This window comes from Streptomyces sp. NPDC006309 (genome assembly GCF_040613095.1).
GTDB lineage: Bacteria > Actinomycetota > Actinomycetes > Streptomycetales > Streptomycetaceae > Streptomyces.
Window position 1 is genome coordinate 1 of record NZ_JBEXRO010000044.1, and the last position, 26,123, is coordinate 26,123.

The window sequence follows — 26,123 nt, forward strand, 5'->3', positions numbered from 1 at the left end:
AGAACCTGCCGGGCGTCTACTCCTTCGTCTACGGCAACACGGCCGTCATCTCGCTCGACGCCAACGACATCTCCTTCGAAATACCGGCGCCCGCCCGCCCGTCCCTCAGGCCAGCACCTTCGCCAGGGCGGCCAGCGCGCCGCGCAGCTCCTCCGCCGTGATCGTCAGTGGCGGCGCCAGCCGGATCGTGGCGCCGTGGGTGTCCTTGACCAGGATTCCCTCGCGCATGAGGCGCGCGCTGATCTCGCGGCCGGTGCCGAGGGCCGGGTCGATGTCCACGCCCGCCCACAGCCCGCGCGCCCGGAACCCGGCCACACCGTTGCCGACCAGCCCGGTCAGCCCGTCCCGCAGGACGACGCCCAGCTCGGCCGCCCGGCGCTGGAACTCGCCGGTCTCCAGCAGCTCGACCACGGCCGTGCCGACCGCCGCCGCGAGCGGGTTGCCGCCGAACGTCGAGCCGTGCTCACCCGGGTGCAGCACACTCAGCACCTCGCGCCGGGCCACGACCGCCGACACCGGCACGATGCCGCCGCCCAGCGCCTTGCCGAGCAGCAGCACGTCCGGGACGACGTCCTCGTGCTCGACGGCGAAGGTGCGGCCCGTGCGGCCGAGGCCGGACTGGATCTCGTCGGCGATGAACAGGCAGCCTTTGCGGCGGGTCAGCTCGCGCACCCCGGTGAGGTAGCCGTCGTCCGGGATGACGACACCCGCCTCCCCCTGAATGGGCTCGATCAGCACCGCCGCCGTGGTGTCGTCGACGGCCGCCTCCAGCGCGGCCAGGTCGTTGTACGGCACGATCCGGAAGCCGGGCGTGAAGGGACCGAAGCCCGCGCGGGCCGTCTCGTCGGTGGAGAAGCTGACGATCGTCGTCGTCCGGCCGTGGAAGTTGTCCGCGGCGACCACGATCGTCGCCTGCCCGTCCGGGACCCCCTTCACGTCGTACGCCCACTTGCGCGCCACCTTCACGCCGCTCTCCACCGCCTCCGCGCCGGTGTTCATCGGCAGCACCATGTCCAGGCCGGTCAGCTCGGCGAGCCGCTCGGCGAACCCGGCCAGCCGGTCGTTGTGGAAGGCACGGGAGGTGAGGGTGAGCCGGTCGAGCTGGCGGTGGGCGGCCTCGATCAGCGCCGGATGCCGGTGGCCGAAGTTGAGGGCCGAGTAGCCGGCCAGCATGTCGAGGTAGCGGTTGCCCTCCACGTCCTCCACCCAGCTGCCCTCGGCGCGGGCCACGACCACGGGCAGCGGGTGGTAGTTGTGCGCGAGAACCGGCTCCTCGGCGCGGATCAGGTCGTCGGACGTGCGGGTGCGCGCGGGTGCGGTCATCAGCGGATCTCCTGGGTGCAGCACTTGATGCCTCCGCCGGCCTTGTGGAACTCCGACAGGTCGACGGGGACGGGGACGTAACCGTGGCCGGACAGGCGCTCGGCCAGCGCCTCGGCCCGGGGTGCGATGAAGACGTGGCGGCCGTCGGAGACGGAGTTCAGCCCGAACGCCATCGCGTCCTCGCGGGTGGCGAGCACCGCGTCCGGGTACAGCCGCCGCAGGACCTCCCGGCTGCCCGGCGAGAACGCCTGCGGGTAGTAGCAGATGTTGTCGTCGTCCAGGACGAACAGCGCCGTGTCCAGGTGGTAGAAGTACGGGTCCACCAGGGTCAGGCCGATCACCGGGTGGCCGAGGAACTCCTGCACCTCCCGGTGCGCCTCCCGCGTGGTGCGGAACCCGGTGCCGGCGAGCACGTACCGGCCGGTCCACACCAGGTCGCCCTCGCCCTCGGCCACGGATGCGGGCCGGTGCACGTCGTATCCCGCCGTCTTGAACCAGGTGTCGTAGTGCACCGATTCAGGGCGCCGCTCCGGGGCGTGGAAGAGGGAGCCGAAGACCCGGCCGCCGACGACGAACGCCGCGTTCGCCGCGAACACCATGTCGGGCAGGCCCGGGACCGGCGGGACGGCGTCGATCGTGTGCCCGTGGGTGCGGTAGGCGTGGATCAGCGCCTGCCACTGCTCCCGGGCGAGATCCACGTCGACGGGCCGGTCGGGAGACATCCAGGGGTTGATCGCGTACTGGACGGTGAAGTGCCTGGGTTCGCAGACCAGGAACCGCCGGGAGCGCTGCACACGCACGTCGGACACAGAGGGTTTCCTCCGCTCTCCTGTGTGTCACTGGGGGGTGCCACCACGGTAGGAAGAGAGGGAGACGGACGACAAGCGACATGAGCTGCGCGTACGCGCAGGAATGCTGCGTTGTCTCCCGCGGCGGCGCACCGATGCTGCGCGTCGCACGCTCACTCGGGTGCCGCGTGGGTGGCGCCCGCCTCCGGGCTCTCCGGGAGCAGGTGGGACAGCACCATCACGCTGATCGTCTTCCGGATGAACGGCTCGGCGCGGATCCGTTCCAGCACCTCCTCGAAGTGCTCCACGTCCCGGGCGCGCACGTGCAGCAGCGCGTCGGCGCCGCCGGTGACCGTCATGGCCGCCGCTATCTCCGGATGGTTGCGGACGACCTCCGCCAGACGCCGGGGCGGGGCGGCGCCCTCGCAGTAGACCTCGACGTACGCCTCCGTGCGCCAGCCCAGCGCCGAGGGCCGCACCGTCGCCGTGAATCCGGTGATCACCCCGGTCTCGCGCAGCCGGTCCACGCGTCGCTTGACCGCCGTGGCGGAGAGCCCGATCACCGCGCCGATCTCGGCGAAGCTGGTCCGGGCGTTGCCCATCAGCGCGGTGATGATCCGGCGGTCCAGCTCGTCGAAGGAGGGCGTCCTGCTGTTCATGCGGGCACTGTAGTGAACGGGAGCGCCGGGGACGGGCTCACGACCGGGTGACGACCATGGCGATGGTCAGCAGCCCCAGCACCACCCAGCCGAACCAGAGCCAGCCGTTGCTGCCGAGGGCGACCGTGTAGGCGGTCACGACGACGAGCCCGCCGACCGTGAGCACCCCCATCGTCCTGGTGGAACCGTTCATGGAACCGTTCGTGGATCCGCGCATCGCGACACCCTCCTCATGGTCCGTCCACGACCATGGTGCCCCGATTCCCGCCCGGAGGGGATACCCCGCCTCCGCCGGGGGCGACGGAGCCGGGAGCGGGCGGATCAGCCCTCGCGGGCGTTGAGTGAGGCCAGATAGGCGTTGTACGCCGCCAGCTCCTTGTCGCCGTCCCGGTCGGCGGCCCGGTCCGTGCGCCTGGCCTGCCGCTGCTCGGAGCGGTACCACTGGAACAGCAGCGCTATCAGCACCAGCACCGACGGGATCTCGCTGAACGCCCACGCGATGCCGCCCGCCGCGCTCTGATCGGACAGCGCGTCGACGGCGAGCGAGGCCGACGGGTGCCGGAAGGTGTCCACCATCGGCGTCGACGCCATCATCAGCGCGATGCCGAAGAACGCGTGGAACGGCATGCCCGCGAACAGCTCCAGCATCCGCATCAGATGACCCGGCCGGTGCGGGCCCGGGTCGACACCGATGATCGGCCAGAAGAACACCACCCCGACCGCGAGGAAGTGCACCATCATCGCGATGTGCCCGGTCCTGGAGCCCATCAGGAAGTCGAACAGCGGGGAGAAGTACAGGGCGTACAGGCTCGCGATGAACAGCGGGATCGTGAACGCCGGATGCGTGATGATCCGCATGTACCGGCTGTGCAGCAGCATCAGCAGCAGCTCGCGCGGGCCTGTGCGGCCCCGGCCGGCGGCCGGCAGCGCGCGCAGCGCCAGTGTCACCGGGGCGCCCAGCAGGACGAGGATCGGCGACAGCATGCTGATCACCATGTGCTGCACCATGTGCACGCTGAACATGACCATGCCGTAGTCGTTCAGCCTGGTGCACATCACCAGCACGACGGTGAGCACACCGACGACGTAGGACACGGTCCGCGAGACCGGCCAGGCGTCCCCGCGCCGCCGCAGCCGCACGACACCCCAGCCGTACAGGGCCAGCCCGGCCAGACAGGCGACGAGGAAGAAGGGGTCCGCCGACCATCCGAGCCCTCGTCCCAGCGTGAACGGCGGCAGATCCATGGTCATGCCGTGCCCGCTGTGATCCATCCGCCGGCTCCTGATTCGTGGGGGTTGTGCGAGTTGTCCGCCCCAAGAGTAGAACCGCCCCCGGTCACGACCGTGACCGGGGGCGGCATGTCAGGCTCCGGGCCACCGCGCTACAGGACGCACTCCGCCTCGACGTACCGCGCCGGCGGCACCGTCTTCAGCGTCTCCACGGCCTCCGCCAGCGACACCATCACGATGTCGGTCCCGCGCAGCGCCGTCATCCTGCCGAACTCGCCCCGGTGCACGGCCTCCACCGCGTGCCAGCCGAACCGCGTCGCCAGCACCCGGTCGTACGCCGTCGGCGTGCCGCCCCGCTGCACATGCCCGAGGATGACCGGCCGGGCCTCCTTGCCGAGCCGCTGCTCCAGCTCGACCGACAGCTGCCGGGCGATCCCCGCGAAGCGCTCGTGGCCGTAGACGTCCTTGCCGCCCTCGTCGAACTCCATGGAGCCCGGGCGGGGCTTGGCGCCCTCCGCGGCGACGACGATCGCGAACCGCTTGCCCGCCTCGAACCGCTCGCCGACCTTCCGCGTCAACTCGTCGATGTCGAAGGGCCGCTCGGGTACGACGATGGCGTGGGCGCCGGCCGCCATGCCCGAGTGCAGCGCTATCCAGCCGGTGTGCCGGCCCATGACCTCCACGATCAGGACCCGCTGGTGGGACTCGGCGGTGGTCTTCAGCCGGTCCAGCGCCTCGGTGGCGACACCCACCGCCGTGTCGAACCCGAAGGTGACGTCCGTGACGGCGATGTCGTTGTCGATGGTCTTGGGCACGCCCACGATGGGCAGCCCGTTGTCCGACAGCAGCCGGGCCGCCTTCAGCGTGCCCTCACCGCCGATGGGGATGATCGCGTCCAGGCCGAGTTCCGCGACATGGCCCCGGGCCCGCTCCACCCCGTCCCGCAGATGCTCCGGACGGACCCGGGAGGAGCCGAGGATGGTGCCGCCGCGCGCCAGGATGCCGCCCACGGCGTCCAGGTCGAGCTTCATGTAGTCGCATTCCAGGAGACCCTTCCAGCCGTCCCGGAAGCCGATGACCTCGTCGCCGTGGTCGGCGACGGCGCGGTGCACGACGGACCGGATGACGGCGTTCAGGCCGGGGCAGTCGCCGCCGGACGTGAGGACACCAATGCGCATAGCCCGAAATACCTTCTCAACGTGGGCCGGGAAACCGGACCACGTTGTCCGGCGGATTCCCGGTCACCCTACCGGCGTGAGGGGGTGGCTCCGTAGCGGGCGTCCGCCTGCTGGACTCGCCCGCACATGTGAGCGGACAGGCCGTCAGGCGGGCCCTCCACGAGCCTGCCCCACCCCGCTGACATCCCGCTGAACACCGGGTTACGCGGGCTGCCGCGCCGCAGTGGTCACGCGGGCTGCTGCGCCGCCGCGATGCGCTCGTCGCGCAGGGCCTCGTACCAGCGGTCGTCGATCGGCGGCAGCGCGTTGACGTCCAGCGCCAGCTTCAGCAGCAGGTCGGCGATCTGCGGGTTGCGGGCGAGCACCGGGCCGTGCATGTACGTGCCGAAGACCGTCCCGTTGTACGCGCCCTCCGTGCCGTCCCCGGTGCCGTTGCCCTTGCCGATCCGCGTCCGGGCGAAGGCGCGGGCGGTGGGGCCGAGGTGGGTGACGCCCTGGTGGTTCTCGAAGCCCGTCAGCGGGGGCAGCCCCAGCTGCGGGTCGATGTCGCCGAGCACGTCACCGACGCACCGCTCGCCCTCGCCGCGCACGGACACCACGTCGAGCAGGCCGAGGCCCGGCTCGCGCTGGCCGAGGTCGTTGATGAACTCGTGGCCGAGGATCTGGTAGCCCGCGCAGACGGAGAAGACGATCGCGCCGTTCTCCACCGCCCGCTGGAGATGGCCGTCGCGGCGCAGCCGCTCGGCGGCGAGCCGTTGCGGACGGTCCTCACCGCCGCCGATCAGGTAGATGTCACCGGAGGTGGGGATCGGCTGGTCGCTGCGCACGTCGAGGCGCGCCACGTCCAGGCCGCGCTGCCGGGCCCGGCGCTCCACGACGAGCGCGTTGCCCTGGTCGCCGTAGGTGCTCAGCAGGTCCGGGTAGATCCACACCAGCCGCAGTTGGTTGTCGCTCATGAGGTGATCGCCCTTCGATGATCAGTTGCCGACGCGGCGGCGCAGGTCCTGGAACGCGGTGTAGTTCGCGATGACCTCGATCCGGCCCGGCGGGCACATCTGCACGGCCTGGTCGAGGTTCTCGCAGACCTGGAAGTGCTGGCCCGCGACCTCCAGGCGGACGGCGAGGTCCAGCTTCCGGTCGCCGATCACGAAGATCGGGTGGCCGGTCAGCCGCGTGTAGTCGACGTCCCACAGCCAGGAGGTGTCGGTGCCGTCGGCGCCGCGCGCGTTCACGGACAGGATCACCGGGGTGGGCGGCGGGTCGATCAGGGAGAACGTCTCCAGCCAGCCGGCCGGGTTCTTGGCCAGCAGCAGCCGCAGTTCACGCTCCTGGAACCGGACGACGTCGTACCGCCCGGCCACCGCCTGCACCTGGTACATCCGCTCCAGGGCGACCTGCGGGGGCACGCCGAACACGGCGGCGACGGCCGCGGAGCTGGCCGCGTTCGCCTTGTTGGCGCGGCCCGGCAGCTGGAGGTGGATCGGCCAGGCGGAGCCGTGCGGGTCCAGCACGTGGTCCCCGGAGAGCGCCCAGGACGGCGTGGGCCGCCGGAAGCCGCACTCGCCGCAGAACCAGTCGTCGCCCGGGCGCTGCATGACGCCACCGCACGACGGGCAGGACCAGGCGTCGTCCTTCCACATCTGCCCGGCTGCGACCCAGATCACATTCGGGGAGGAGGACGCGGCCCACACCACCAGCGGGTCGTCGCAGTTGGCGACGATGACCGCCTTGGAACCGGCCAGGCCCTCCCGCCAGTTCTCGGCGAGCATCCGGGTCTCGGCGGCGCGGTCCAGCTGGTCGCGCGAGAGGTTCAGCAGCGCGATGCACTTGGGGCTGGTGTCCCGGGCCACCCCGGCCAGGTACTTCTCGTCGACCTCGATGACGCCGAACTTCGCGTCCGAACCGCCCGCCAGCGCCGACGTGATGCCGGCCGGCATGTTGGCCCCCAGGGCGTTCGACACGACCGGGCCCGCGGCGCCCAGCGCCTCCGCGATGAGCCGGGTGGTCGTCGTCTTGCCGTTGGTGGCGGACACCAGGACGACGTCCAGGTTCTGGGCGAGCCGCCCGAGCAGGTCGGGGTCGAGTTTCAGCGCGACCTTGCCGCCGATCACCGACCCGCTGCCGCGTCCCGCTGCTCGCGATGCCGCAGCGACCGCCTTTCCCGCGGTCACGGCCAGCTTGGCCCGCGGCGAGAGCGGGTCCGAGGTGCCTGCCATCAGTTCTCGATCCTCCTTGCGTACGCGCCGCGCCTGTGGCCATCCGGCAACGTGGTGTGAACGTCAGCCTATCGAGATCCGTTCGTACACCCGAATCCCGGTCCACGCCTTCCGCGGCGGGGCATGAGCTGAACGAACCGTACCCTTGCCGCCATGCGACACGGTTCCATTCCGGGCGTCCACGGGCGCGTCCGGCCACTCACCCTGCTCGGCGACGCGGCACTGCGCGAGCCGTGCCGGGACGTCACCGACTTCGGCGCCGGCCTGGCCGCTCTGGTGGAGGACCTCTTCGCCACGATGTACGCGGCGCGCGGGGTGGGCCTGGCCGCGAACCAGATCGGGGTCGGTCTGCGGGTGTTCGTGTACGACTGTCCCGACGACGAGGACGTCCGTCACCTCGGTCACGTCGTCAATCCGCGCCTGGTGGAGGCGGACGGCCTGGTGCTCCGCGGCCCGGAGGGCTGTCTGTCCCTGCCGGGGCTGGAGGCGGGCACGGAACGGTACGACCACGCGGTGGTCGAGGGGTTCACCGTGACCGGGGAGCCGGTCACGGTCCACGGCACGGGCTTCTTCGCCCGGTGCCTCCAGCACGAGTGCGACCACCTGGACGGGCGCGTGTACGCCGACCACCTCACGGGCCTGCGCAGGCGCAGGCTGCTGCGCCGGATCGCCCGTGCCTCGTGGCACCGGTGAGGTGAGTCGCGCGGGAGGGGGCGGTCAGAACCCGGGACCGCCCAGCCGGTCCCCGGCCGCCGCGAGCCGCCCCCACAGCAGGTCGGCCAGGGAGCGCACCAACTCGGCCCGGGTGCAGGGTCGTTCGCCCAGCCACCAGTCGCCGGCCGCGTGCATCATCCCGACGATGCCGTGCCCCCACACCCGGGCCAGCCGCTGGCTCTCCGGCCCGAGGTCCACCCGCTCCTCGATGACCCGGGCCAGTTCCTCGCCCATGCGCCGCAGCAGCGGGGCGGAGTGCTTGCCCACGTCGAACCCCTGGTCGTGCCCGGTGCTGCCCTCCGCGGGGTGCATCAGGAACCGGTACACCTGGGGCCGGGCCTCGATGGCGGCGAGGTAGGTGTCCAGCGTGGACTCCACCCGCTCCCGCCGGTCCGCCGGGGCGTCCAGCGCGGCCCGCAGCGAGTCGAGCAGCGCGTCGGTGTGCCGCTTGGCGAGAGCGGCGTACAGTCCGCCCTTGTCGCCGAAGTGCCGGTAGAGGATGGGCTTGGTGATGCCGGCCTCCGCCGCGATGGCGTTCATCGACGCCTGCGGGCCGTCGCGCAGCACCACCCGGTCGGCGGCCTCCAGCAGCTCGCGCCGTCGACGGTCGGCGGACCGCTGCTGATCGGTCCGCTGCGTGGTGTCCATGTGCTCTCCCCACCCGTGCTGATTCGGTGACGCCAGCGCAAACTAACACTGACCGGGCCCCTGACATCGAACGGGATGCCGGGGACCCGCACCGGTTGACTTTTCCTACCGGTCAGTAACAGACTCGCGTTACCGCTAGTAACATCGCACTGCCGCCGCTGGAGGGGACATGGCCGAGTTCACCATGGAGCTGAACGACGAACAGAGGGAAGTCCGGGACTGGCTCCATGGCTTCGCCGCGGACGTGATCCGGCCCGCCGCCGCCGAGTGGGACGAGCGCGAGGAGACCCCCTGGCCGGTCATCCAGGAGGCGGCGAAGGTCGGCATCTACTCCCTCGATTTCTACGCGCAGCAGTACTTCGACCCCACCGGTCTAGGCATCCCGATGGCGATGGAGGAGCTGTTCTGGGGCGACGCGGGCATCGCCCTGTCCATTGTGGGCACGGGCCTGGCCGCCGTGGGCGTCCTCGCCAACGGAACCGAGGAACAGATCGGCACCTGGATCCCGCAGATGTACGGCGACGCCAGTGACGTCAAGGTCGCCGCGTTCTGCTCCTCCGAGCCCGACGCCGGCTCCGACGTCGCCTCGATGCGCACGCGGGCCGTGTACGACGAGGCCAAGGACGAGTGGGTGATCAACGGCACGAAGACCTGGGCGACCAACGGCGGCATCGCCAACGTCCACGTCGTCGTCGCCGTCGTCGACCCGGAGCTGGGCTCCAAGGGCCACGCGTCCTTCATCGTCCCGCCGGGCACGCCGGGCCTCGCGCAGGGCCAGAAGTTCAAGAAGCACGGCATCCGCGCCTCGCACACCGCCGAGGTCATCCTCGACGACGTCCGCGTCCCCGGCTCCTGCCTGCTCGGCGGCAAGCAGAAGCTGGACGAGCGGCTCGCCCGGGCCCGGGAGCGGGCGAAGGCCGCCGGCGGTGGGGAGAGGGTGAAGAACGCGGCGATGGCCACCTTCGAGGCCTCGCGGCCGGCCGTCGGCGCGATGGCGGTCGGCACCGCCCGGGCCGCGTACGAGGTCGCCCTCGACTACGCCAGGACGCGTGAGCAGTTCGGGCGGCCCATCATCGACAACCAGGGCGTGGCCTTCCAGCTCGCGGACATGCGGACGCAGATCGACGCGGCGCGGCTGCTGGTGTGGCGGGCCTCGTGGATGGCGGTCAACGGCAAGCCGTTCACGGCGGCCGAGGGATCGATGTCCAAGCTGTTCGCCAGCGAGACCGCGAAGACGGTCACCGGGCAGGCCATCCAGATCCTCGGCGGCAACGGGTACACCCGCGAGTACCCGGTGGAGCGGATGCACCGGGACGCGGCCATTTACACGATCTTCGAGGGGACGAGCGAGATCCAGCGGCTCGTCATCGCGCGGACGCTGGCCGGGATGCCGATCCGCTAGGTCGTGTCGTCGTGGAGCAGGCGGGAGTCCGACGGCACGGCCTGGGGTCGTCCGTTCGGATCAGGCCGGACCAGGGAGTCCTCGCCTGCGGGGACGCTCACCGGTGTCTCAGCGGGGTGAGCTGCTCGATGTCGTACTTGGCCCGCAACGCCTCGATGGCCTCCTGGTCCGGCGGGCCGCCGTTGCCGAGGATCTCCAGCAGCTCCTCGAAGTAGCGCTCGTGATCCGGCGGCGGACTCGCCTGGAAGAACATCTTCGCGGGCCTGTCCGTCGGGTTCGCGAACGCGTGCGGGCAGCCGGGCGGTACGACGACGACCGTGCCCGGCGTCGCCCGCACCACTGTGCTGCCCGAACCCGACTCCCACTTCCGCCAGTTGTCGGGGGTGCGGACGCGGGGCTCGAAGGCGAGGACGTCCAGTTCACCCTCCAGGACGTAGAACAGCTCCTCGCTGCGGGTGTGCACATGGGCGCCTACGTCGAAGCCCGGCGGGACCTCCACCTCGAAGGTGGAGGCCATCCGCGAGTGGGTTCCGGTGACCTTGAACGTCACCCGCTGGGCCGGCGTCTCCACGACGCGGCCGTGGCCCGGCGGCACGTACAGTCCCTCCGTCTCCGTCATGGGCCGGTCACCAGGTCACCGGCAGGGCCTCGGGGCCCCGGATCAGCGCACCCTTGCGGAACGGCACCCGGTCCGGCGGCACGGCCAGTCTCAGGTCCGGTACCCGGTCCAGCAGCGCGTCCATCAGCAGTTCCTCCTCCAGCCGGGCCAGCATGCCGCCGGGGCAGTAGTGCGGGCCGAAACCGAACGACACATGCGGGTTGGGACTGCGGGCGAAGTCGACGGTCTCCGGTTCGGGGAAGACCTCCGGGTCTCGGTTGGCGGCCAGGTAGGAGACGTAGACCGCGTCGCCGGCGCGGATGCGGACGCCGTGGACCTCCACATCCTCCAGGGCGATCCGGGACAGGCCGACCGCGTTGCGGTGCGGGATGTAGCGCAGGAGTTCGTCGATCGCCCGGGGGCGGATCTCCGGCTCCGCGCGCAGCCGCTCCACGAGGTCGGGGCGGGTCAGCAGCAGGTAGAACAGCTGCCCGCTGTTGTTGGTGACCGCCTCGCCGCCGATCTGGAGCAGGACGGCGAGGCCGACGGCCTCCTCCGGTGTCACCTCGCCCCGGCCCACGGCGGCACCGAGGAGCGAGGTGACGTCCTCGCCCGTGCTGTTCCCGCGCCCGCCGATCAGGTCCGAGAAACAGGCGCTCATCTCGCGCTTCGCCTTCTCGCTGACCTCCTTGCCGTGCGCGGAGGACAGGATCAGCTGGGTCCAGTTGTGCATCTCGTCCCGGTCACCGGGCGGCACGCCCATCAGCTCGCAGATCACCGCGATGGGGAACGGGCTGAGCACCGCGCTGGTGAGATCGGCGGGCGGACCGTCCTGGAGCAGCCGGTCCACCAACTCGTCCAGCATGCCGCGCGCCTTGTCCCGCAGCCGCTCCACGCCCTTCGCCGTGAAGGCGGCGGCGACCGAGCGGCGCAGCCGGGTGTGGTCGGGCGGGTCGAGGAAGCCGACCGCGCCCCGGTCGGGGATGAAGTGCGGGGCGAGCCGGGTGACGGGCTTGTCCATCACCGCCTCCCGGCTGAAGCGGGGGTCGTTGGCCACCGCGCGCACGTCGTCGTACCGGGTGACCAGCCACGCCCAGCCCTCGCCGTTGGGCAGTCGGACGCGGGTGACCGGGCCCTCCCGCATCAGCTCGGCCAGCACCGGGTCGAAGTCCGTCCCGCTCAGGTCGAGCGCCGGCCAGTGCCGGACCGGGGGCAGGAGCCCGGTGAGGGTCTCCTCGGTCATCGCCCGTCCCCGTTCGAGGTGGCCCAGCGGCCCACCGTCATCTCGGCGGTGATGCCGGGGCCGAACCCGGCGAGCAGTCCGCGCGCCCCGTCCTCGGCGCCGCCCTCGTCGAACAGCCGGCGCAGCGCGTCCAGGACGACGGCGCTGGCGATGTTGCCGTAATCGGTGAGCGTGGCCCGGCTGAACCGGAACGCGTGCGGCTCGACCTTCAGGAACTTGCTGAGGTCGTCGAGTATTCGGGGACCGCCCGCGTGGATGATGTAGAAGTCCAGGTCGGAGGCGTCCCAGCCGTGCAGGCCCGCCAGGTCCTTCAGCGCCGGGGCGAGCGGTTCCATGGTCGTGGGGACCCGCTTGTCCAGCAGGAAGTGGAACCCGGTGGCTCGGACGTCGTACGCGATCCAGTCCTCCGTCTTCGGGATCAGGTACGAGCCGTTGCGCTCCAGCCGGACGCCCGTGCCGCCCTGTCCGCGCACCACGGCGGCGGCGATGCCGTCACCGAACAGGCCGTTGGAGAGCAGCGAGCCGATGCCGAGGTCGGTCGGCTGGTAGCACAGCGAGCAGAACTCGCAGGCCACGATCAGCGCGTTGGCGTTCGGGTAGGCCGAGCAGAAGTCGTGCGCCCGGTTGATCGCCGCACCGCCGGCGGCGCAGCCCAGCTGGGCGATGGGGAGCTGCCGGGTGGTGCTGTCGAAGTCCATCTCGTTGATCAGCCACGCCGTCAGCGAGGGCATCATGAAGCCCGTGCACGAGACGTAGATGATCACGTCGATGTCGCTGGTGAGCAGCTCGGCGTCGTCGAGCGCGCGCTGGATCACCGCGGGGACCCGGGCCTTGGCCTCGGCCTCGTAGAGCTTGTTGCGGTCCTCGAAGCCCGGGTGCTTGAGGGTCTCCTCGATGGGCTGCACGAGGTGCCGGGTCTTCACGCCCGTGTTCGCGATCAGCCGCAGCGCGAGGGGAAGTTGAGGGTGGTCCTCGTGGCGGGAGCGCGCCAGCTCCAGCGTCTCCTCCATCGTGATCACGTACTCCGGGACCGATACCGAGGGTCTGCACAAAGTCGCCATGAACCGTCCCTGCTTTCCGCGTGCCGGCGGGCCTTCGCCCACCGGTCCGTAGGTGGTTCACCTCTGTGGGTGCTCCACCCACCGTCACCCGGGAGGCCCACGATCTCTCGTTGGACTACTCCGAACCGGGGACACCGGATACGGCGACCAGGGGGAATTCCGCCGCCGGACGAGGGAAAACACCGGGCCGGCCGTTATGACGACCGGGCAGGGCGGCCGGAGGGCGGCCGGAGGGCGGCCGGAGGGCGGTGCGGGGCGGTGCGGGGCGGCCGGGGGCCGCGGTGGGCGCGGGAACGGCTCACGCCCCCGCGTCCGGCGACGCGCGGGCGGCCCTACGGCGCCCCGCTGCTGTGCGCGATACAGGCCACGTCGATCCGGTCCGCCAGCTTCGCGAGCTCGATGGTCAGAGCGGCGACCGTGTCCTCGTCCAGCCGCTGCTCCCCGTCGTCGACGAGGTGCAGCCACCGCGCGCCCACGGTCCGCAACAACTTACTCACGTCGGCCGCCGCCACCTGCAAGGTACCGCGGTCGTCGACGATCAGAGGCAGGGTCACTTCGCGGTTCACAGAACGGGATGTTAGCCGCGTGGCGCTCACGCACCCTGCCAAACCGTGGTGATGTTGCAGAACTCCCGGATTCCGTGCCCGGACAGCTCACGCCCGTACCCCGACCGCTTGACCCCGCCGAACGGGAACGCCGGATGGGAGGCGGTCATCCCGTTGACGTACACGGCACCGGCCTCCAGGTCCCGCGCGAACCGGTCGACCTCGCTCTCGTCCCGCGTCCACACGTTGGAACTCAGGCCGAACATCGAGTCGTTGGCGATGAGGACCGCCTCGTCCAGGTCGCCGGCCCGGTACAGCGTGGCAACCGGTCCGAACGTCTCCTCGCGGTGGACGCGCATCTCGCGGGTGATGCCGGCGAGCACGGTCGGCGGGTAGTACCAGCCCGGGCCGTCGGGCCGCTGCCCGCCGCACAGCACCTCGGCGCCGCCCCGCCGCGCGTCCTCGACCAGCTCCTCCAGATCGGTCCGCCCCCGCTCGCTGGCGAGCGGACCCACCTCGGTGTCCTCCTCCAGCGGGTCGCCGACCCGCAACGCCCGCATGCCGGCGGCGAACTTCTCCGCGAAGGCGTCGTAGACGTCGGTGTGCACGATGAACCGCTTGGCGGCGATGCAGGACTGTCCGTTGTTCTGCACGCGCGCGGTCACCGCGACCTCGGCCGCGCGGTCCAGGTCGGCGGAGGGCATGACGACGAAGGGGCCGCTGCCGCCCAGCTCCAGCACCGTCTTCTTGATCATCTCCCCGGCGGTGGAGGCGACCGCCCGGCCCGCCGGCTCGCTGCCGGTCAGGGTGGCGGCCTTCACTCGCTCGTCGCGCAGGATGTCGTCCACCGCCGCGGAGCCGATCAGCAGCGTCTGGAAGCAGCCCTCCGGGAAGCCCGCCCGGTGGAACAGGTCCTCCAGGTACAGGGCCGTCTGAGGCACGTTGGAGGCGTGCTTGAGCAGGCCCACGTTGCCGGCCATCAGAGCGGGCGCGGCGAACCGGATCACCTGCCAGAGCGGGAAGTTCCAGGGCATCACGGCGAGGACCGGGCCGAGCGGGCGGTAGCGCACCCGGACCCGCGAGGCGCCGGAGTCCCGCACGTCCTGCTCGGGCGGCTCCTCGTCGGCGAGCAGTCCCTCGGCGCGCTCCGCGTACCAGCGCATGGCCTTGGCGCACTTCGCGGCCTCCGCCCGCGCCTGCCCCACCGGTTTGCCCATCTCGGTGGTCATCACCCGGCCGATCTCCTGCCGGTCCTCGTTCAGCAGGTCGGCGGCCCTGGTCAGCAGCCGGGCACGCTCGGCGAACGTGGTCGTGCGGTAGGTGCGGAACGTGGCCTCGGCGAGCTGGAGCCGGCGTTCCAGCTCCTCCTCGCCCATGGGTTCGTACGTCTTGAGCGTCTCGCCGTTCGCCGGGTTCACCGTCGCGATGGGCATGGCCGACCTCCCTGGGAGCGGGCTTCTTCCGACCTTCGCGCGCGGCAGGGCCGACCGCAACGCGTGGTCGCCTGTTCAGCCCGAGTGCTCCGCCAGCCGGTCGAGAAACGCGGCCTGGGCCGCGACGATCACCGCACGGGCCCGGCCGGGACCGAACCACGCCACCCGGTCCAGCTCCGGGAACTCCTGCCTGCGGCCGGACCTCGGCGGCCACTCCATGGTGAAGGTGCCGGGGACGATCGCCCCCGGGTCGAGGTCCCCCTCCACCGCCCACGCGGTGACGATCTTCCCGTTGCGCTGCACGACCTCACCCAGCGCTACGGCCTCGCCGTCGGGCGGCGCGATCCCCAGCTCCTCCCGGAACTCCCGCCGGGCCGCCTCCCAGGCCGGTTCGTCCGGCTCGTACTCGCCCTTGGGCACGGTCCACGCGCCCACGTCCTTCTTCGCCCAGAGCGGGCCGCCCATATGGCCGAGCAACACCTCCAGCCCGTCCTCGGTGTGCCGGAACACCAGCAGTCCGGCACTGCGCTTCGTCGCACGCGCCGTCACGGTGTGACCTCCGGGTGGGCCGCCAGCAGGGCCTGCACGGTATCGGCCTCCTCCGGACGCTTGTCCTCCCGGTAGCGGACCACGCGGGCGAAGCGGAGGGTCACACCGGCCGGGTAGCGGGAGGAGCGCTGGAGGCCGTCGTAGGCGATCTCCACGACGAGTTCGGGGCGGACCCGGATCACCCAGCCCCGGTCCTCGACGGCCAGCTCCCGGAGCCGTTCCGTCTGCCAGGCGAGCATCGCGTCGGTCATGCCCTTGAAGGTCTTGCCGAGCATCGTGAAGGTGCCGTCCGGGTTGCGGGCGCCCAGGTGGAGGTTGGAGAGCCTGCCGGTGCGGCGGCCGTGGCCCCACTCGGCGGCCAGGACCACCAGATCCAGCGTGTGGACGGGCTTGACCTTGAGCCAGGAGGCACCGCGCCGGCCCGCGCTGTACGGCGCGTCCAGTGCCTTCACGACCACGCCCTCGTGGCCGCGGGCCAGGGTGTCGGCGAGGAACCGTTCCGCCTCCGGGATGTCCGGCGGGCCCGAGGCGATCGTCCGGCGCACCCGCATGGGTTCGGGCACCAGCCGGGCCAGCTCCGCGTGCCGTTCGGCGAAGGGCAGGTCGAGCAGGTCGCGGCCGTCGACCGAGAGGGCGTCGAAGAAGACGGGGGAGACCGGGGTCCCCTCGGCGGCCCGCGCCACGTCCGTGCGTGAACCCACGCGGCCCGCCGTCTCCTGGAAGGAGCGGGGCCGTCCGCCGGCGTCGAAGGAGATCACCTCGCCGTCCAGGATGAACCGCTCGCCCCGCAACTCCAGCGTGGCGGCGACCACTTCGGGCAGCCGGCCGGTGATGTCGTCCAGGGTGCGGGTGTGGATCCGTACCGTGCCGCCGTCCCGGTGGACCTGGACCCGGATGCCGTCCAGCTTCTCCTCCACCGCGCAGGTGCCCAGCTTCTCCACCGCCTCCGCGACCGAGGAGGCGCTGTGCGCCAGCATGGGCAGCACCGGGCGGCCGACGGTGAGCCGGAACGCCTCCAGCGCCCGGGGGCCCTCGCCGAGCAGTGCCCGGGCCACCGCCTGGAGCGAACCCGCGAGCATCACGGCCCGCCGTACGTCCGCCGGGTCCGCGCCGGTCGCGCGGGCCAGCCCCTCCACCGCGACCGCGTCCAGCGCGCCCTGCCGGACCTCGCCGGTGAGCAGGCCGAGCAGGAAACGCTGTTCCGCCTCCGTGGCCGCGCCCATCAGCTCGCCGACGAGCCGGGCCCGCTCCGCCTGGGAGCCGGGCCCGGAGACCTTGCCCAGCTCGGTGAGCCGGGCGTCGACCTCCCGGACGGTGAGCGTGGGCTCGGCCGCCGGCGGGACCGGGCGGCTCAGCACCTTCCAGCCGACCCCGAGCCGGCCCTGCGGCAGGCGTCCGGCCAGGTAGGGGATGACGATCGGCACGTCGTCCGCCTCCGCGTCGCGGAACAGCTCCGCGAGCAGCGCGGTCTTGCGGGACCGGGCCGCCGTCGCGGCGACGTCCCGGGACACCTCGGCCAACCGGGTCAGCAGCATGCAGTCATGGTGCACCGCGGGTGCGCGCCCCACACCCGGACGGCCGCACCGGGTACGGCGAGGAGCGGAAGTCGCTTGATCACCGTCCCGCCGGCCGCCCGATGACCACCGTGCCGTATTGACAAACGCCCTTGCCGAACCTGCAATACGGGGATGAGTACCGACGACGTCCTCGCCGAGGTGGGCCCGCGGCTGCGGCGTATCCGCAAGGAGCGGGAGCTGACCCTGGCGGCGCTGTCCGACGCCACCGGCATCTCCGTCAGCACCCTCTCCCGGCTGGAGTCCGGCCTGCGCAGGCCCAGCCTGGAGCTGCTGCTGCCCATCGCCGAGGCCCACCAGGTCCCGCTGGACGAGCTGGTCGGCGCCCCGCCGGCCGGCGACCCCCGGGTGCGGGCCAAGCCCGTCCAGCGCAACGGCCGCACGTTCTGGCCGCTGACCCGCCAGCCCGGCGGTCTCCATGCCTACAAGGTGCGCGAACCCGAGCGCAGTCAGGCGCCGGAGCCGCGCACCCACGAGGGCTACGAGTGGCTGTACGTGCTGTCCGGGCGGTTGCGGCTGGTGCTCGGCGAGCACGACGTGGTGCTGGCGGCGGGGGAGGCGGCGGAGTTCGACACGCGGGTGCCGCACTGGTTCGGGTCGACGGGGGAGGGGCCCGTGGAGTTCCTCAGCCTCTTCGGGCCGCAGGGCGAGCGGATGCACGTCCGGGCGCGGCCGGCCCGTACGTGACGCACCCGACTGTTCCCTGATCGGCAAGCGACCGCTTAGTATGCGGTCGGACCCGGTCAGACGAAGCAGTCCCGTGGAGGCCCCGCATGCAGGCATGGCAAGTGCACGAGAACGGCGAGCCCGGCGAGGTGATGCGCCTCGCCGACGTGGAGCCGCCCACGCCGGCCGACGGCCAGGTGCTGCTGCGGGTGCGCGCCGCCAACATCAACTTCCCGGACGCGCTGCTGTGCCGGGGCCAGTACCAGGTGCGCCCGCCGCTGCCCTTCACCCCGGGCGTGGAGATCTGCGGCGAGACCGAGGACGGCCGGCGCGTGCTCGCCAACCCCGTGCTGCCCCACGGCGGTTTCGCCGAGTACGCCCTCGCCGACGCCCGCGCCCTGCTCCCCGCGCCCGACTCCCTGGACGACGCCGAGGCCGCCGCGCTGCACATCGGCTACCAGACGGGCTGGTTCGGCCTCCACCGCCGCGCCCGCCTGGAGGCGGGGGAGACCCTGCTGGTGCACGCCGCCGCCGGCGGTGTGGGCAGCGCCGCCGTACAGCTCGGCAAGGCCGCCGGCGCCACCGTGATCGGTGTCGTGGGCGGCGCGGACAAGGCCGCCGTCGCCCGCGGGCTGGGCTGCGACGTGGTGGTCGACCGGCGTGCCGAGGATGTCGTCGCCGCCGTCAAGGAGGCGACCGGCGGCCGGGGCGCCGACGTGATCTACGATCCGGTCGGCGGCGCGGCCTACACGCAGTCCGCGAAGCTGGCCGCCTTCGAGGGCCGGATCGTCGTCGTCGGCTTCGCCAGCGGCACCATCCCGAGCCCGGCCCTCAACCACGCCCTGGTGAAGAACTACGCCATCCTCGGCCTGCACTGGGGCCTGTACAACACCAAGAACCCCGAGCTGGTCCGGCGCTGCCACGAGGAGCTGACCGAGCTGGCAGCCCGCGGCGCGATCAAACCGCTGGTGAGCGAGCGCGTGCCGCTCACCGAGGCGGCGCACGCCGTGCAGCGGGTCGCCGACGGAGTGACCACCGGCCGGGTGGCCGTCGTCCTGGAGAAGGGAGCCGCCGCATGACCGACACCGAGGAACTGCGGCGCCGCACACAGCGGTTGCTGGACCAGTATCCGCCCGCGACCACCGACCGCCTGGACTTCCTCCGGGCCCGGTTCGACGCCGGCCTGGCCTGGGTGCACTACCCCGAGGGCCTCGGCGGGCTCGGCGCCCCGCGCTCCCTCCAGGGCGTCGTCAACGCCGAGCTGGAGGCCGCCGGCGCCCCCGACAACGACCCCCGGCGCATCGGCATCGGCCTGGGCATGGCCGCGCCGACGATCCTCGAGTACGGCACCGAGGAACAGAAGCGGCGCTACCTGCGGCCCCTGTGGACCGGGGAGGAGGTCTGGTGCCAGCTGTTCAGCGAACCCGGCGCCGGTTCCGACCTGGCCGCGCTCGGCACCCGGGCGGTGCGCGAGGGCGACGAGTGGATCGTCAACGGGCAGAAGGTGTGGACGTCGAGCGCGCACGTGGCCCGCTGGGCCATCCTCATCGCCCGCACCGACCCGGACGTGCCCAAGCACCAGGGCATCACCTACTTCGTCTGCGACATGACCGACCCGGGCGTCGAGGTCCGGCCCCTGCGCCAGATCACCGGCGAGGCCGAGTTCAACGAGGTCTTCCTCACCGACGTCCGCATCCCCGACACCCGCCGCCTCGGCAGGGCCGGTGACGGCTGGCGGGTCGCGCAGACCACCCTCATGAACGAGCGCGTCTCCATCGGCGGGATGGCCGTGCCCCGCGAGGGCGGCATGATCGGCCCCGTCGCCCGGACCTGGCGCGAACGCCCGGCACTGCGCACCCACGACCTGCACCAGCGGCTGCTGCGGCTGTGGGTCGAGGCCGAGGTCACCCGGTTCACCGGCGAACGCCTGCGCCAGCAGCTCGTCGCCGGCCAGCCCGGCTACGAGGGCTCCGGCATGAAGCTGGCCTTCGCCCGCCTCAACCAGGAGATCAGCGGCCTCGAAGTCGAACTCCGCGGCGAAGAGGGCCTGTTGTACGACGACTGGACCATGCGCCGCCCCGAACTCGTCGACTTCACCGGCCGGGACGCCGGATACCGCTACCTGCGTTCCAAGGGCAACAGCATCGAGGGCGGGACCAGCGAGGTCCTGCTGAACATCGTCGCCGAGCGCGTCCTGGGCCTGCCCGCCGAGCCGCGCACCGACAAGGACGTCGCCTGGAAGGACCTGGCCCGATGAGTACACAGCCGGATCTCCTCTACTCCGAGGAGGAAGAGGCGCTGCGTGCCGCCGTCCGCGACCTCCTCACGGACCACTGCGCCCCGGCCGACGTGATCACCCGCACCGAGTCGGACGCCCCGCACGACCTCGCCCTGTGGAAGCTGCTCGCCGACGGCATGGGCCTGGCCGGCCTGCTGGTGCCCGAGGCGCAGGGCGGCCAGGGCGCCTCCGCCCGTGAGGCCGCGGTCGTGCTGGAGGAGCTGGGGCGGGCGGTCGCCCCCGTGCCGTACCTCACGAGCGCCGTCGTGGCCACCGAGGCCCTGCTCGCCTGCGCCGACGAGGAACTGCTCGGCCGGCTGGCCTCCGGGCGGACCATCGGCGCCCTCGCGGTCGGACTGCACCTGGCCCCGGACGCCGCCTTCGCGACCGTACGCGCCGAGAACGGCACCCTGCACGGCGAACTGACCGGCATCGCGGACGCGGCCGTCGCCGACGTGCTGCTCGTCCCGGCCGACGACGGCGGCCTGTACGCCGTGACCGCCGACGCCGTCACGGTCACCCCGCAGGTCGCCCTGGACCTCACCCGCCCGCTCGCCACCGTCACCCTGGCCGGCGCGGCCGGCCGCCGGGTCGGCGACGCCGGACCCGCCGTGCGCCGGGCCCTGCGCGCCGCCGCCGGACTGCTCGCCTCGGAGCAGCTCGGTGTGGCCGACTGGGCGCTGACCGAGACGGTCCGCTACCTCAAGGAGCGCAAGCAGTTCAACCGGCCGGTCGGCGGGTTCCAGGCGCTCAAGCACCGGCTCGCCCAGCTGTGGCTGGAGGTCGTCCACCTCCGGGCCGCCGCCCGCGCCGCGGCCGACGCCCTCGCCACCGGCGAGGACACCGACGTGACGGTGGCCGTCGCCCAGGCCTACGCCGCCCCCGTCGCCGTCCGCGCCACCGAGGAAGCGGTGCAACTCCACGGCGGCATCGGCATGACCTGGGAACACCCGGCCCACCTGCACCTGAAGCGGGCCAAGGCCGACTCCCTCGCCTACGGCACCGCGGGCGCGCACCGCTCGGCGCTCGCGGAACTGGTCGATCTCCAGGGGCCCTGACCGGCCCACGCGGGGCGCGCAGTTCCCGGCGGGACACGTGAGAAGTGGGTGAACTCCCTGATCAGTGGGGCCTGTTGGTGAGATGCCGACCGCATACTCCCTTCGGCCCCATCCGGTGTCCCAGGGAGGCGGCACATGGCCCTCACCACCCTCGGCGCCGCCCTCACGGGCACGTTCGCCCTGCCCGCGCGTCCCGCCTCGGCCGGTGCGCACCAGCACCGCCCGCGCCCGCTCCGGCACGCCCACGCCCACCTGCGGCCGTGGCCGACGAGGAACTGGTCGCCGAAGGGAAGATGCCGGCCTCCACGCTGGCGAAGCGGTGGTCGAGGGCGTCGTACAGGCACGGCCACGTCACCGCCGTCACCTCCGGCGACCGTGCCGCCCGCACCCCTGGAGGCGCAGACCCAACGCCGCGCCTGCTACGACGGCCGGCTCGACGACCTCACCGGCACTGCCCCCGCCAGCCCCATCTCGCTGATCAGCGACAACTGGGCACCGCACTCCGCCTGGACGGGCGAGGGCACGTTCCCGGACGCCGAGCGGGAGAAGCCGCGCGGCATCACCGGCGCCGCCCACGCGCAGAGCCGGCAGGTCCCGCTTCCGGGCCGCCCCCGACCCGCCCGGTCCCGCCCGGGACGCGCTGTGGACGGAACCGCTCGCCGCGGGCGTCGACCGGCTCCACACCGACGACCTCGCCGGCCTGGAGCCTTCCTCGACGCCCGCCCCTCCGGTGACACCACACGAACGGCGGACACGTCAGCGACCCGGACAGACCCTCCGCTACGCCACACTTGCGGCCGAACGCCGCACATGGGGCGTGGCGGAGGAGGTTCTGATGGCCATTTCCATCTCTGTGGTGCTGCTGCTCCTGATCCTGGCCGTGATCTTCATGCGCAACGGCGCGCTGAAGGTGTCCCACGCCCTGGTCTGCATGATGCTCGGCTTCTACCTGGCCAGCACCAGCATGGCGCCCACCATCCACAGCGGGCTCACCGCGACCGCCGACCTGGTGAGCAGCCTGCGGCCCTGAGTCACCCGGTGGAGAAGACGCCGATGCCGTTCGGCACCGGACGCTCGGCGCCACCGCTCGGGTGGTTGCGGACCGACACGGCGCCGGCCCCCGCGGCGCGGGTCACCAGCTCCGTCGAGCCGCCGCCGTCGAGGTTGAAGGCGGCGGAGGCGCCCAGCGACCGCATGGTGTCCGCCTCCTCCGCGACGGTCAGGCCGCCGCGGTGGTCCGCGGCACCGTCCAGCGCCAGGAGCAGCAACTGCTGTCCGCCGCCCTTGTACCCCACGGCCGTGCGCACCGCCGAGGTGGTGTCGTCCAGGCCGGACAGCGGCGCGCCGCCGCGCAGCACCGGGAAGCCGCCGATCGCGAACGTGTACGGCACCCCGGACGAGGCCGCCACCAGGCGGTGCGTGACGTCCACCGGGTCCCCGACCGACAGCGTGCGCAGCCGCCGCGCGCCCTCCTCCCGGCCCACCAGGACCGTGGTGTCCGCGGGGATCGCCCCGCTGCCCGGGGTTGCGGAGACGGAGGCCACCCGGCCGGCGCGCACCTTCACCTCGTAGGTCTCCTCGCTGCACGGCGCCGACCGCTGGGTGTCGGTGCCGCACACGGCCCGCGCCCGCGAGGCGGTGCCCCACTTCGCGGTGAAGGCACCGACCGAGTTCACCGGCAGCGCGTACTGGTTGAGGCCCTTCAGGGCCAGCCGGCCGTCCGGTGTGCTCACGGTGCCGGCCAGGGAGAGGCGGTCCAGACGGGCCCGCCGGTCGGTGCCCACGCCGAAGACGTCCTGCGTGCCCGTCCCGGCGGGCAGCGCCGGACCGAACCGCTGGCCCTTGGGCACCGCCGCCTTGAGCACCTTCCCTGCCGCGACGGCCGGTCCGACGCTCGCGCCGGTGGCCTGTACGCCAGGATGCTGCGTCTCGGTGATGTGGAAGAAGTCACCGTTGACGCCCGCGACCGCCCCGGCCGAGTCCGCCAGCCGGGAGACGGTGGCCCGGGCCGCCACCACCCCCGGATACAGCAGGTCGACCCGGACGTGCGGGTTGGCCAGGTCGACCGTGAGCAGATGGGCGCGGGCCCTCCCCGCGCGGGCGTCGATGTCGAACTGCCGGTAGGTCACGCCCGGCGCGATCCGCCGGCCCACCGGGGCCGCGACCGCCGGGGCCGCCACCGCCGACGCCGTACCGGCCAGCACGCCGAACGCCGTGACCGTCGTGAGAACCGCTCTGCCCGCTGCCGAACGCCTGCGACGCCTCGTCACCGTGCCCCCTGATGTCTCGTCAACTGTCCCTTGGCCAGGGCAGTGCACCAGACTCGGACGGCCGGCGGGCCGACTAGGCGTCTACTACGCGAGAACGGGTGAGAAAACGCACCCCCTCGGGTGCCTCCAGCGAGAAGCCGCTGCCCCGCCCCGGTACGACGTCCACGATCAGCCGGGTGTGACTCCACACCGCGTACTGACTGCGCGACATCCAGAAGGTGACCGGCTCCTCGACGCCCTCCACGGACAGCTCCGCCAGCAGCACGTCCGAGCCGCCGGTGCGGAACTCGCCGTCCGGATAGCACATGGGGGCGCTGCCGTCGCAGCAGCCGCCGGACTGGTGGAACATCAGCGGACCGTGCTCGGCGCGCAGCCGGCGCACCAGCTCCGCGGCCCGCGGGGTCAGTTCGACGCGGGGTGCCGCGACGCGGGGGACGTCGTCTTCCATGTCACCGTCCTGGACAGCTGGGGCGTCGTACCCGGCCCAGTCTCACGTCCCGTCAGAGAACCGTCCAGAAGGCGTCCTTGCCCGCGCGCCCGGACCGGCGGTGGCCCAGCGCGTCGACCACCGAGCCGTTCGGGTCCCGGACGACCGGGCGCCGGGCACGACCCGGCCTGCCCGTGCGACACGGCTCCCCGCGCGACACGGCTCCCTGGGCGACCCGGCTCCCCGCGTGACGCGGCTCCCCGGGCGGCCGGCGGTGAAGGACGGGGCTGGAGCCGTCGTCGACCGCCGCCGGAGCCCTGCTGGACGTCGCCGGGGCCGCCCAGGACACCGTCATGGAGTCGCGGTGGCCGGCGTTGCCCGTGTGCATCCTCCACGAGCCCGGGATGCACGTCGTCGACGAGGCCGGACGTGCCTCCTGGTGGTGCGGCGGGACCGACGGACCGGACGGTCCGGGGCACGTCCGGGCGGCGGTGGGGGAGATGGACACGGTCCACCGCCCGCGCCGCCCGAACCGCGAGCGCCGCAAGGAACGCATGCCGCGCGGCCCTCACTGACACCGGCCCGGACCCGGCCGGCGGCGGCTTCGGGGCAGCCCTGTGGACCGCGTCAGTCTGTGGGCCCGCGCCGCCCGCGCCGTCCGCGGCGGGCCCGCGCGAGCAGCGGCAGCAGCGACAGCGCCACCACCAGGGCGACCAGCGGCAGCAGGTAGTCGTCGATGTGCGGCACGGACGCACCGAGGACGTAGCCGGCGAGGACCAGCGTCTGCGACCACAGCACGCCGCCCACGGTCTGCCACAGGGTGAAGGTCCGCGCGGGCACGCCCAGGGCGCCCGCCACCGGGTGCACGACCGTACGCAGCACCGGCACGAACCGCCCGATCACCAGCGCCTTGCCGTGGCCGTAGCGCGCCAGCAGCTCCTCCGCCCGCGCCGCCGCGTCCTTCACCCGCCGGCTATGAGTGCGCGCCAGCAGCGCCCGCCCGCCGTGCCGCCCGATGAGGTATCCCACCTGGCCGCCCGCCACCGCCCCCACCGCCGCGCACACCAGCACCTGCCACAGCTCCAGGCGCGCCGGCTGCTCGGCGCTGCCCGCGCACAGCACCCCGGCCGGGAACAGCAGGGTGTCACCGGGCAGGAAGAAGCCGACGACGAGCAGACCGGACTCGGCGAAGACCACCGCCAGGACGCCCAGCGCGCCGAAGGCGGCCAGGACCGAGGCGCTGTTCGTCGGGTTGACGGCGATCACCGGCCGAGCCTCCTGGCCTCGCTGGGACCTGTTCCGTCCACCAGCATCGCCTGCCCGGCACGGCCGTGCGCGCCAGCCGGCCCGGCGCAGACGCGCCCGGCCGGTCGCATAGAACACAGATCCGAAAGCAGGACAATGTGTCAAACGCCTCGACGGAAGGGACATCGGCAGGGAAACTGTCCTCAACGGACGTTCCTCCGCGCTCCGTTGCCCGACCGCACAGGCGTGGAGGACGGCCGTGTCGCGTGCCCCGGGGAGGGGGAGACCCCGACAGGGCGACTGACGCGCGAGACCACCCGCCAGGCCACGGCCGGTCGACACCGACCGGCCCGGTGCGGCCTGCCGAACCCAGACCTGACTGTTCATGACAGACGGAGGACGTCTTGAGGAAAGCTGTCCGTCAATGGCTGGCGCGTTCCACCGGTGCGACGGCCGCGGCGCTGCTGCTGGCCGGGTACACGGCCGGTGCCACGCACGCCGCCGACCAGCACGGTCACGACATGAACATCACCGCGCACTTCGCGGCGACCGTCGTCGCGGACCCGGACACCGCGACCTGCGGGGGTTTCGACGTGAGCGCGCGAGGGCGCGCCGCCGGCACCCCGATCGGCGGCAACGGCACATGGCAGGACCAGGAGAAGGCCTGCACGCTGAGCCTTCCCGGCCAGTACGACATCAACGGGACGGCGGTCATCGGCACCGGTGACGGCGACCGGATCACCCTCGGCTACCACCTCACCGCGCCGCTCACGGAGGCCCCCGTCGTCCACCCGTCCGGCACCTACTGGATCATCAGCGGCACCGGCGCGTACGCGTCCGCCACCGGCGGCGGACGGATGAACTCCGTGGTCGACCTCAACGACACCTCGCACGTCTCCACGAGCCTGCACGGCACCCTCTACTAGCGGCGAACGAAGGCGGCGGGCGGCGGGTGACGCCACCGGCCCGCCGCCCGCCGTCAGGGTTCCCGGCGCGGCCCCGGCCTGTCGTCCGGGCC

The 26,123-nt window shown here is 72.6% G+C and carries 28 protein-coding genes and 1 pseudogene; 10 read left to right on the forward strand and 19 right to left on the reverse strand.

What is annotated here, in order from left to right; all coding sequences use genetic code 11:
* Positions 1–105 precede the first annotated feature (105 nt).
* The 8 genes from rocD to ABZ117_RS33050 all read right to left on the reverse strand — a co-directional run bounded on the left by rocD (position 106) and on the right by ABZ117_RS33050 (position 7,394).
* A complete protein-coding gene (gene rocD / locus ABZ117_RS33015; RefSeq protein ID WP_356826275.1) occupies positions 106–1,323 on the reverse strand; it encodes an ornithine--oxo-acid transaminase in 1,218 nt (405 codons plus the stop codon).
* Entirely contained in the window at positions 1,323–2,132 is an 810-nt protein-coding gene (ddaH, locus tag ABZ117_RS33020; protein ID WP_356826277.1) for a dimethylargininase, read from the reverse strand. The genes rocD and ddaH overlap by 1 nt, the downstream gene beginning before the upstream one ends.
* Before the next feature lie 152 nt (positions 2,133–2,284).
* Positions 2,285–2,770: an Lrp/AsnC family transcriptional regulator gene (locus tag ABZ117_RS33025; RefSeq protein ID WP_356826279.1), complete on the reverse strand. Its 486-nt coding sequence runs from the start codon at positions 2,768–2,770 to the stop codon at positions 2,285–2,287.
* A gap of 37 nt (positions 2,771–2,807) precedes the next feature.
* Positions 2,808–2,987: a hypothetical protein gene (locus tag ABZ117_RS33030; RefSeq protein ID WP_356826281.1), complete on the reverse strand. Its 180-nt coding sequence runs from the start codon at positions 2,985–2,987 to the stop codon at positions 2,808–2,810.
* 104 nt (positions 2,988–3,091) lie between these two features.
* Complete coding sequence (locus tag ABZ117_RS33035) at positions 3,092–4,042, reverse strand: cytochrome c oxidase assembly protein (RefSeq protein WP_356826283.1); 951 nt, start codon at positions 4,040–4,042, stop codon at positions 3,092–3,094.
* A 110-nt stretch (positions 4,043–4,152) separates the two neighbouring features.
* On the reverse strand, positions 4,153–5,178 hold the full coding sequence (locus tag ABZ117_RS33040; RefSeq protein ID WP_356826285.1) for a 6-phosphofructokinase: 1,026 nt from the start codon (positions 5,176–5,178) through the stop codon (positions 4,153–4,155).
* 227 nt (positions 5,179–5,405) lie between these two features.
* A complete protein-coding gene (locus ABZ117_RS33045; protein WP_356826287.1) occupies positions 5,406–6,134 on the reverse strand; it encodes a glutamine amidotransferase in 729 nt (242 codons plus the stop codon).
* A gap of 21 nt (positions 6,135–6,155) precedes the next feature.
* The gene (locus ABZ117_RS33050) at positions 6,156–7,394 is read right to left on the reverse strand and encodes a MurT ligase domain-containing protein (RefSeq protein WP_356826289.1); all 1,239 of its coding nucleotides are present in this window, start codon (positions 7,392–7,394) and stop codon (positions 6,156–6,158) included.
* 153 nt (positions 7,395–7,547) lie between these two features.
* Here ABZ117_RS33050 and def point away from each other — a divergent pair, with 153 nt between their 5' ends.
* The gene (gene def / locus ABZ117_RS33055; protein ID WP_356826291.1) at positions 7,548–8,087 is read left to right on the forward strand and encodes a peptide deformylase; all 540 of its coding nucleotides are present in this window, start codon (positions 7,548–7,550) and stop codon (positions 8,085–8,087) included.
* A gap of 24 nt (positions 8,088–8,111) precedes the next feature.
* On the opposite strand, the gene ABZ117_RS33060 is transcribed toward def, so the two are convergent.
* A complete protein-coding gene (locus tag ABZ117_RS33060) occupies positions 8,112–8,756 on the reverse strand; it encodes a TetR family transcriptional regulator (protein ID WP_356826293.1) in 645 nt (214 codons plus the stop codon).
* Between the two features lie 169 nt (positions 8,757–8,925).
* On the opposite strand from ABZ117_RS33060, the gene ABZ117_RS33065 reads away from it, so the two are divergent.
* Positions 8,926–10,158, forward strand: a complete 1,233-nt coding sequence (locus ABZ117_RS33065; protein ID WP_356826295.1) for an acyl-CoA dehydrogenase family protein — start codon at positions 8,926–8,928, stop codon at positions 10,156–10,158.
* 97 nt (positions 10,159–10,255) lie between these two features.
* Here ABZ117_RS33065 and ABZ117_RS33070 read toward each other — a convergent pair whose 3' ends face one another.
* The 7 genes from ABZ117_RS33070 to ABZ117_RS33100 all read right to left on the reverse strand — a co-directional run bounded on the left by ABZ117_RS33070 (position 10,256) and on the right by ABZ117_RS33100 (position 17,122).
* A complete protein-coding gene (locus tag ABZ117_RS33070; protein WP_356826297.1) occupies positions 10,256–10,777 on the reverse strand; it encodes a cupin domain-containing protein in 522 nt (173 codons plus the stop codon).
* A gap of 7 nt (positions 10,778–10,784) precedes the next feature.
* A complete protein-coding gene (locus ABZ117_RS33075; protein WP_356826299.1) occupies positions 10,785–11,999 on the reverse strand; it encodes a cytochrome P450 in 1,215 nt (404 codons plus the stop codon).
* Positions 11,996–13,060 (reverse strand): type III polyketide synthase, encoded by a 1,065-nt coding sequence (locus ABZ117_RS33080; protein ID WP_356826301.1) that lies wholly within the window; start codon positions 13,058–13,060, stop codon positions 11,996–11,998. The genes ABZ117_RS33075 and ABZ117_RS33080 overlap by 4 nt, the downstream gene beginning before the upstream one ends.
* Before the next feature lie 332 nt (positions 13,061–13,392).
* Positions 13,393–13,626, reverse strand: a complete 234-nt coding sequence (locus ABZ117_RS33085) for a DUF6213 family protein (protein WP_356826303.1) — start codon at positions 13,624–13,626, stop codon at positions 13,393–13,395.
* 26 nt (positions 13,627–13,652) lie between these two features.
* The gene (locus ABZ117_RS33090) at positions 13,653–15,038 is read right to left on the reverse strand and encodes an NADP-dependent succinic semialdehyde dehydrogenase (protein WP_356826305.1); all 1,386 of its coding nucleotides are present in this window, start codon (positions 15,036–15,038) and stop codon (positions 13,653–13,655) included.
* Positions 15,039–15,113: 75 nt separating this feature from the next.
* Positions 15,114–15,587, reverse strand: a complete 474-nt coding sequence (locus ABZ117_RS33095) for an NUDIX domain-containing protein (RefSeq protein ID WP_356826307.1) — start codon at positions 15,585–15,587, stop codon at positions 15,114–15,116.
* Positions 15,584–17,122 (reverse strand): ATP-dependent DNA ligase, encoded by a 1,539-nt coding sequence (locus ABZ117_RS33100; protein ID WP_356826309.1) that lies wholly within the window; start codon positions 17,120–17,122, stop codon positions 15,584–15,586. The genes ABZ117_RS33095 and ABZ117_RS33100 overlap by 4 nt, the downstream gene beginning before the upstream one ends.
* Before the next feature lie 153 nt (positions 17,123–17,275).
* On the opposite strand from ABZ117_RS33100, the gene ABZ117_RS33105 reads away from it, so the two are divergent.
* The 6 genes and pseudogenes from ABZ117_RS33105 to ABZ117_RS33130 all read left to right on the forward strand — a co-directional run bounded on the left by ABZ117_RS33105 (position 17,276) and on the right by ABZ117_RS33130 (position 22,193).
* Positions 17,276–17,848: an XRE family transcriptional regulator gene (locus tag ABZ117_RS33105; RefSeq protein ID WP_356826311.1), complete on the forward strand. Its 573-nt coding sequence runs from the start codon at positions 17,276–17,278 to the stop codon at positions 17,846–17,848.
* Between the two features lie 86 nt (positions 17,849–17,934).
* On the forward strand, positions 17,935–18,906 hold the full coding sequence (locus tag ABZ117_RS33110; RefSeq protein ID WP_356826312.1) for an NADPH:quinone oxidoreductase family protein: 972 nt from the start codon (positions 17,935–17,937) through the stop codon (positions 18,904–18,906).
* Complete coding sequence (locus ABZ117_RS33115; protein WP_356826314.1) at positions 18,903–20,084, forward strand: acyl-CoA dehydrogenase family protein; 1,182 nt, start codon at positions 18,903–18,905, stop codon at positions 20,082–20,084. The genes ABZ117_RS33110 and ABZ117_RS33115 overlap by 4 nt, the downstream gene beginning before the upstream one ends.
* Positions 20,081–21,163 carry an acyl-CoA dehydrogenase family protein gene (locus ABZ117_RS33120; RefSeq protein WP_356826316.1) on the forward strand — a complete coding sequence of 361 codons (1,083 nt, stop codon included), beginning with the start codon at positions 20,081–20,083 and terminating at the stop codon, positions 21,161–21,163. Before ABZ117_RS33115 ends, ABZ117_RS33120 begins: the two co-directional genes overlap by 4 nt.
* Before the next feature lie 350 nt (positions 21,164–21,513).
* A pseudogene (locus ABZ117_RS33125) lies at positions 21,514–21,869 on the forward strand (hypothetical protein); the annotation flags it as partial.
* Positions 21,870–21,998: 129 nt separating this feature from the next.
* A complete protein-coding gene (locus tag ABZ117_RS33130; protein WP_121790007.1) occupies positions 21,999–22,193 on the forward strand; it encodes a hypothetical protein in 195 nt (64 codons plus the stop codon).
* Position 22,194: 1 nt separating this feature from the next.
* Here the strand turns inward: ABZ117_RS33130 and ABZ117_RS33135 are convergent, their stop codons facing one another.
* Positions 22,195–23,367 carry a phosphodiester glycosidase family protein gene (locus ABZ117_RS33135; RefSeq protein ID WP_356826318.1) on the reverse strand — a complete coding sequence of 391 codons (1,173 nt, stop codon included), beginning with the start codon at positions 23,365–23,367 and terminating at the stop codon, positions 22,195–22,197.
* A gap of 139 nt (positions 23,368–23,506) precedes the next feature.
* Positions 23,507–23,881, reverse strand: a complete 375-nt coding sequence (locus tag ABZ117_RS33140; RefSeq protein ID WP_356826320.1) for a DUF779 domain-containing protein — start codon at positions 23,879–23,881, stop codon at positions 23,507–23,509.
* A gap of 332 nt (positions 23,882–24,213) precedes the next feature.
* Here ABZ117_RS33140 and ABZ117_RS33145 point away from each other — a divergent pair, with 332 nt between their 5' ends.
* Positions 24,214–24,435 carry a hypothetical protein gene (locus tag ABZ117_RS33145; RefSeq protein ID WP_356826322.1) on the forward strand — a complete coding sequence of 74 codons (222 nt, stop codon included), beginning with the start codon at positions 24,214–24,216 and terminating at the stop codon, positions 24,433–24,435.
* 52 nt (positions 24,436–24,487) lie between these two features.
* Here ABZ117_RS33145 and ABZ117_RS33150 read toward each other — a convergent pair whose 3' ends face one another.
* Positions 24,488–25,126 (reverse strand): DedA family protein, encoded by a 639-nt coding sequence (locus tag ABZ117_RS33150; protein WP_356826324.1) that lies wholly within the window; start codon positions 25,124–25,126, stop codon positions 24,488–24,490.
* Between the two features lie 383 nt (positions 25,127–25,509).
* On the opposite strand from ABZ117_RS33150, the gene ABZ117_RS33155 reads away from it, so the two are divergent.
* Complete coding sequence (locus ABZ117_RS33155) at positions 25,510–26,031, forward strand: hypothetical protein (protein WP_356826326.1); 522 nt, start codon at positions 25,510–25,512, stop codon at positions 26,029–26,031.
* Positions 26,032–26,123: the final 92 nt, after the last annotated feature.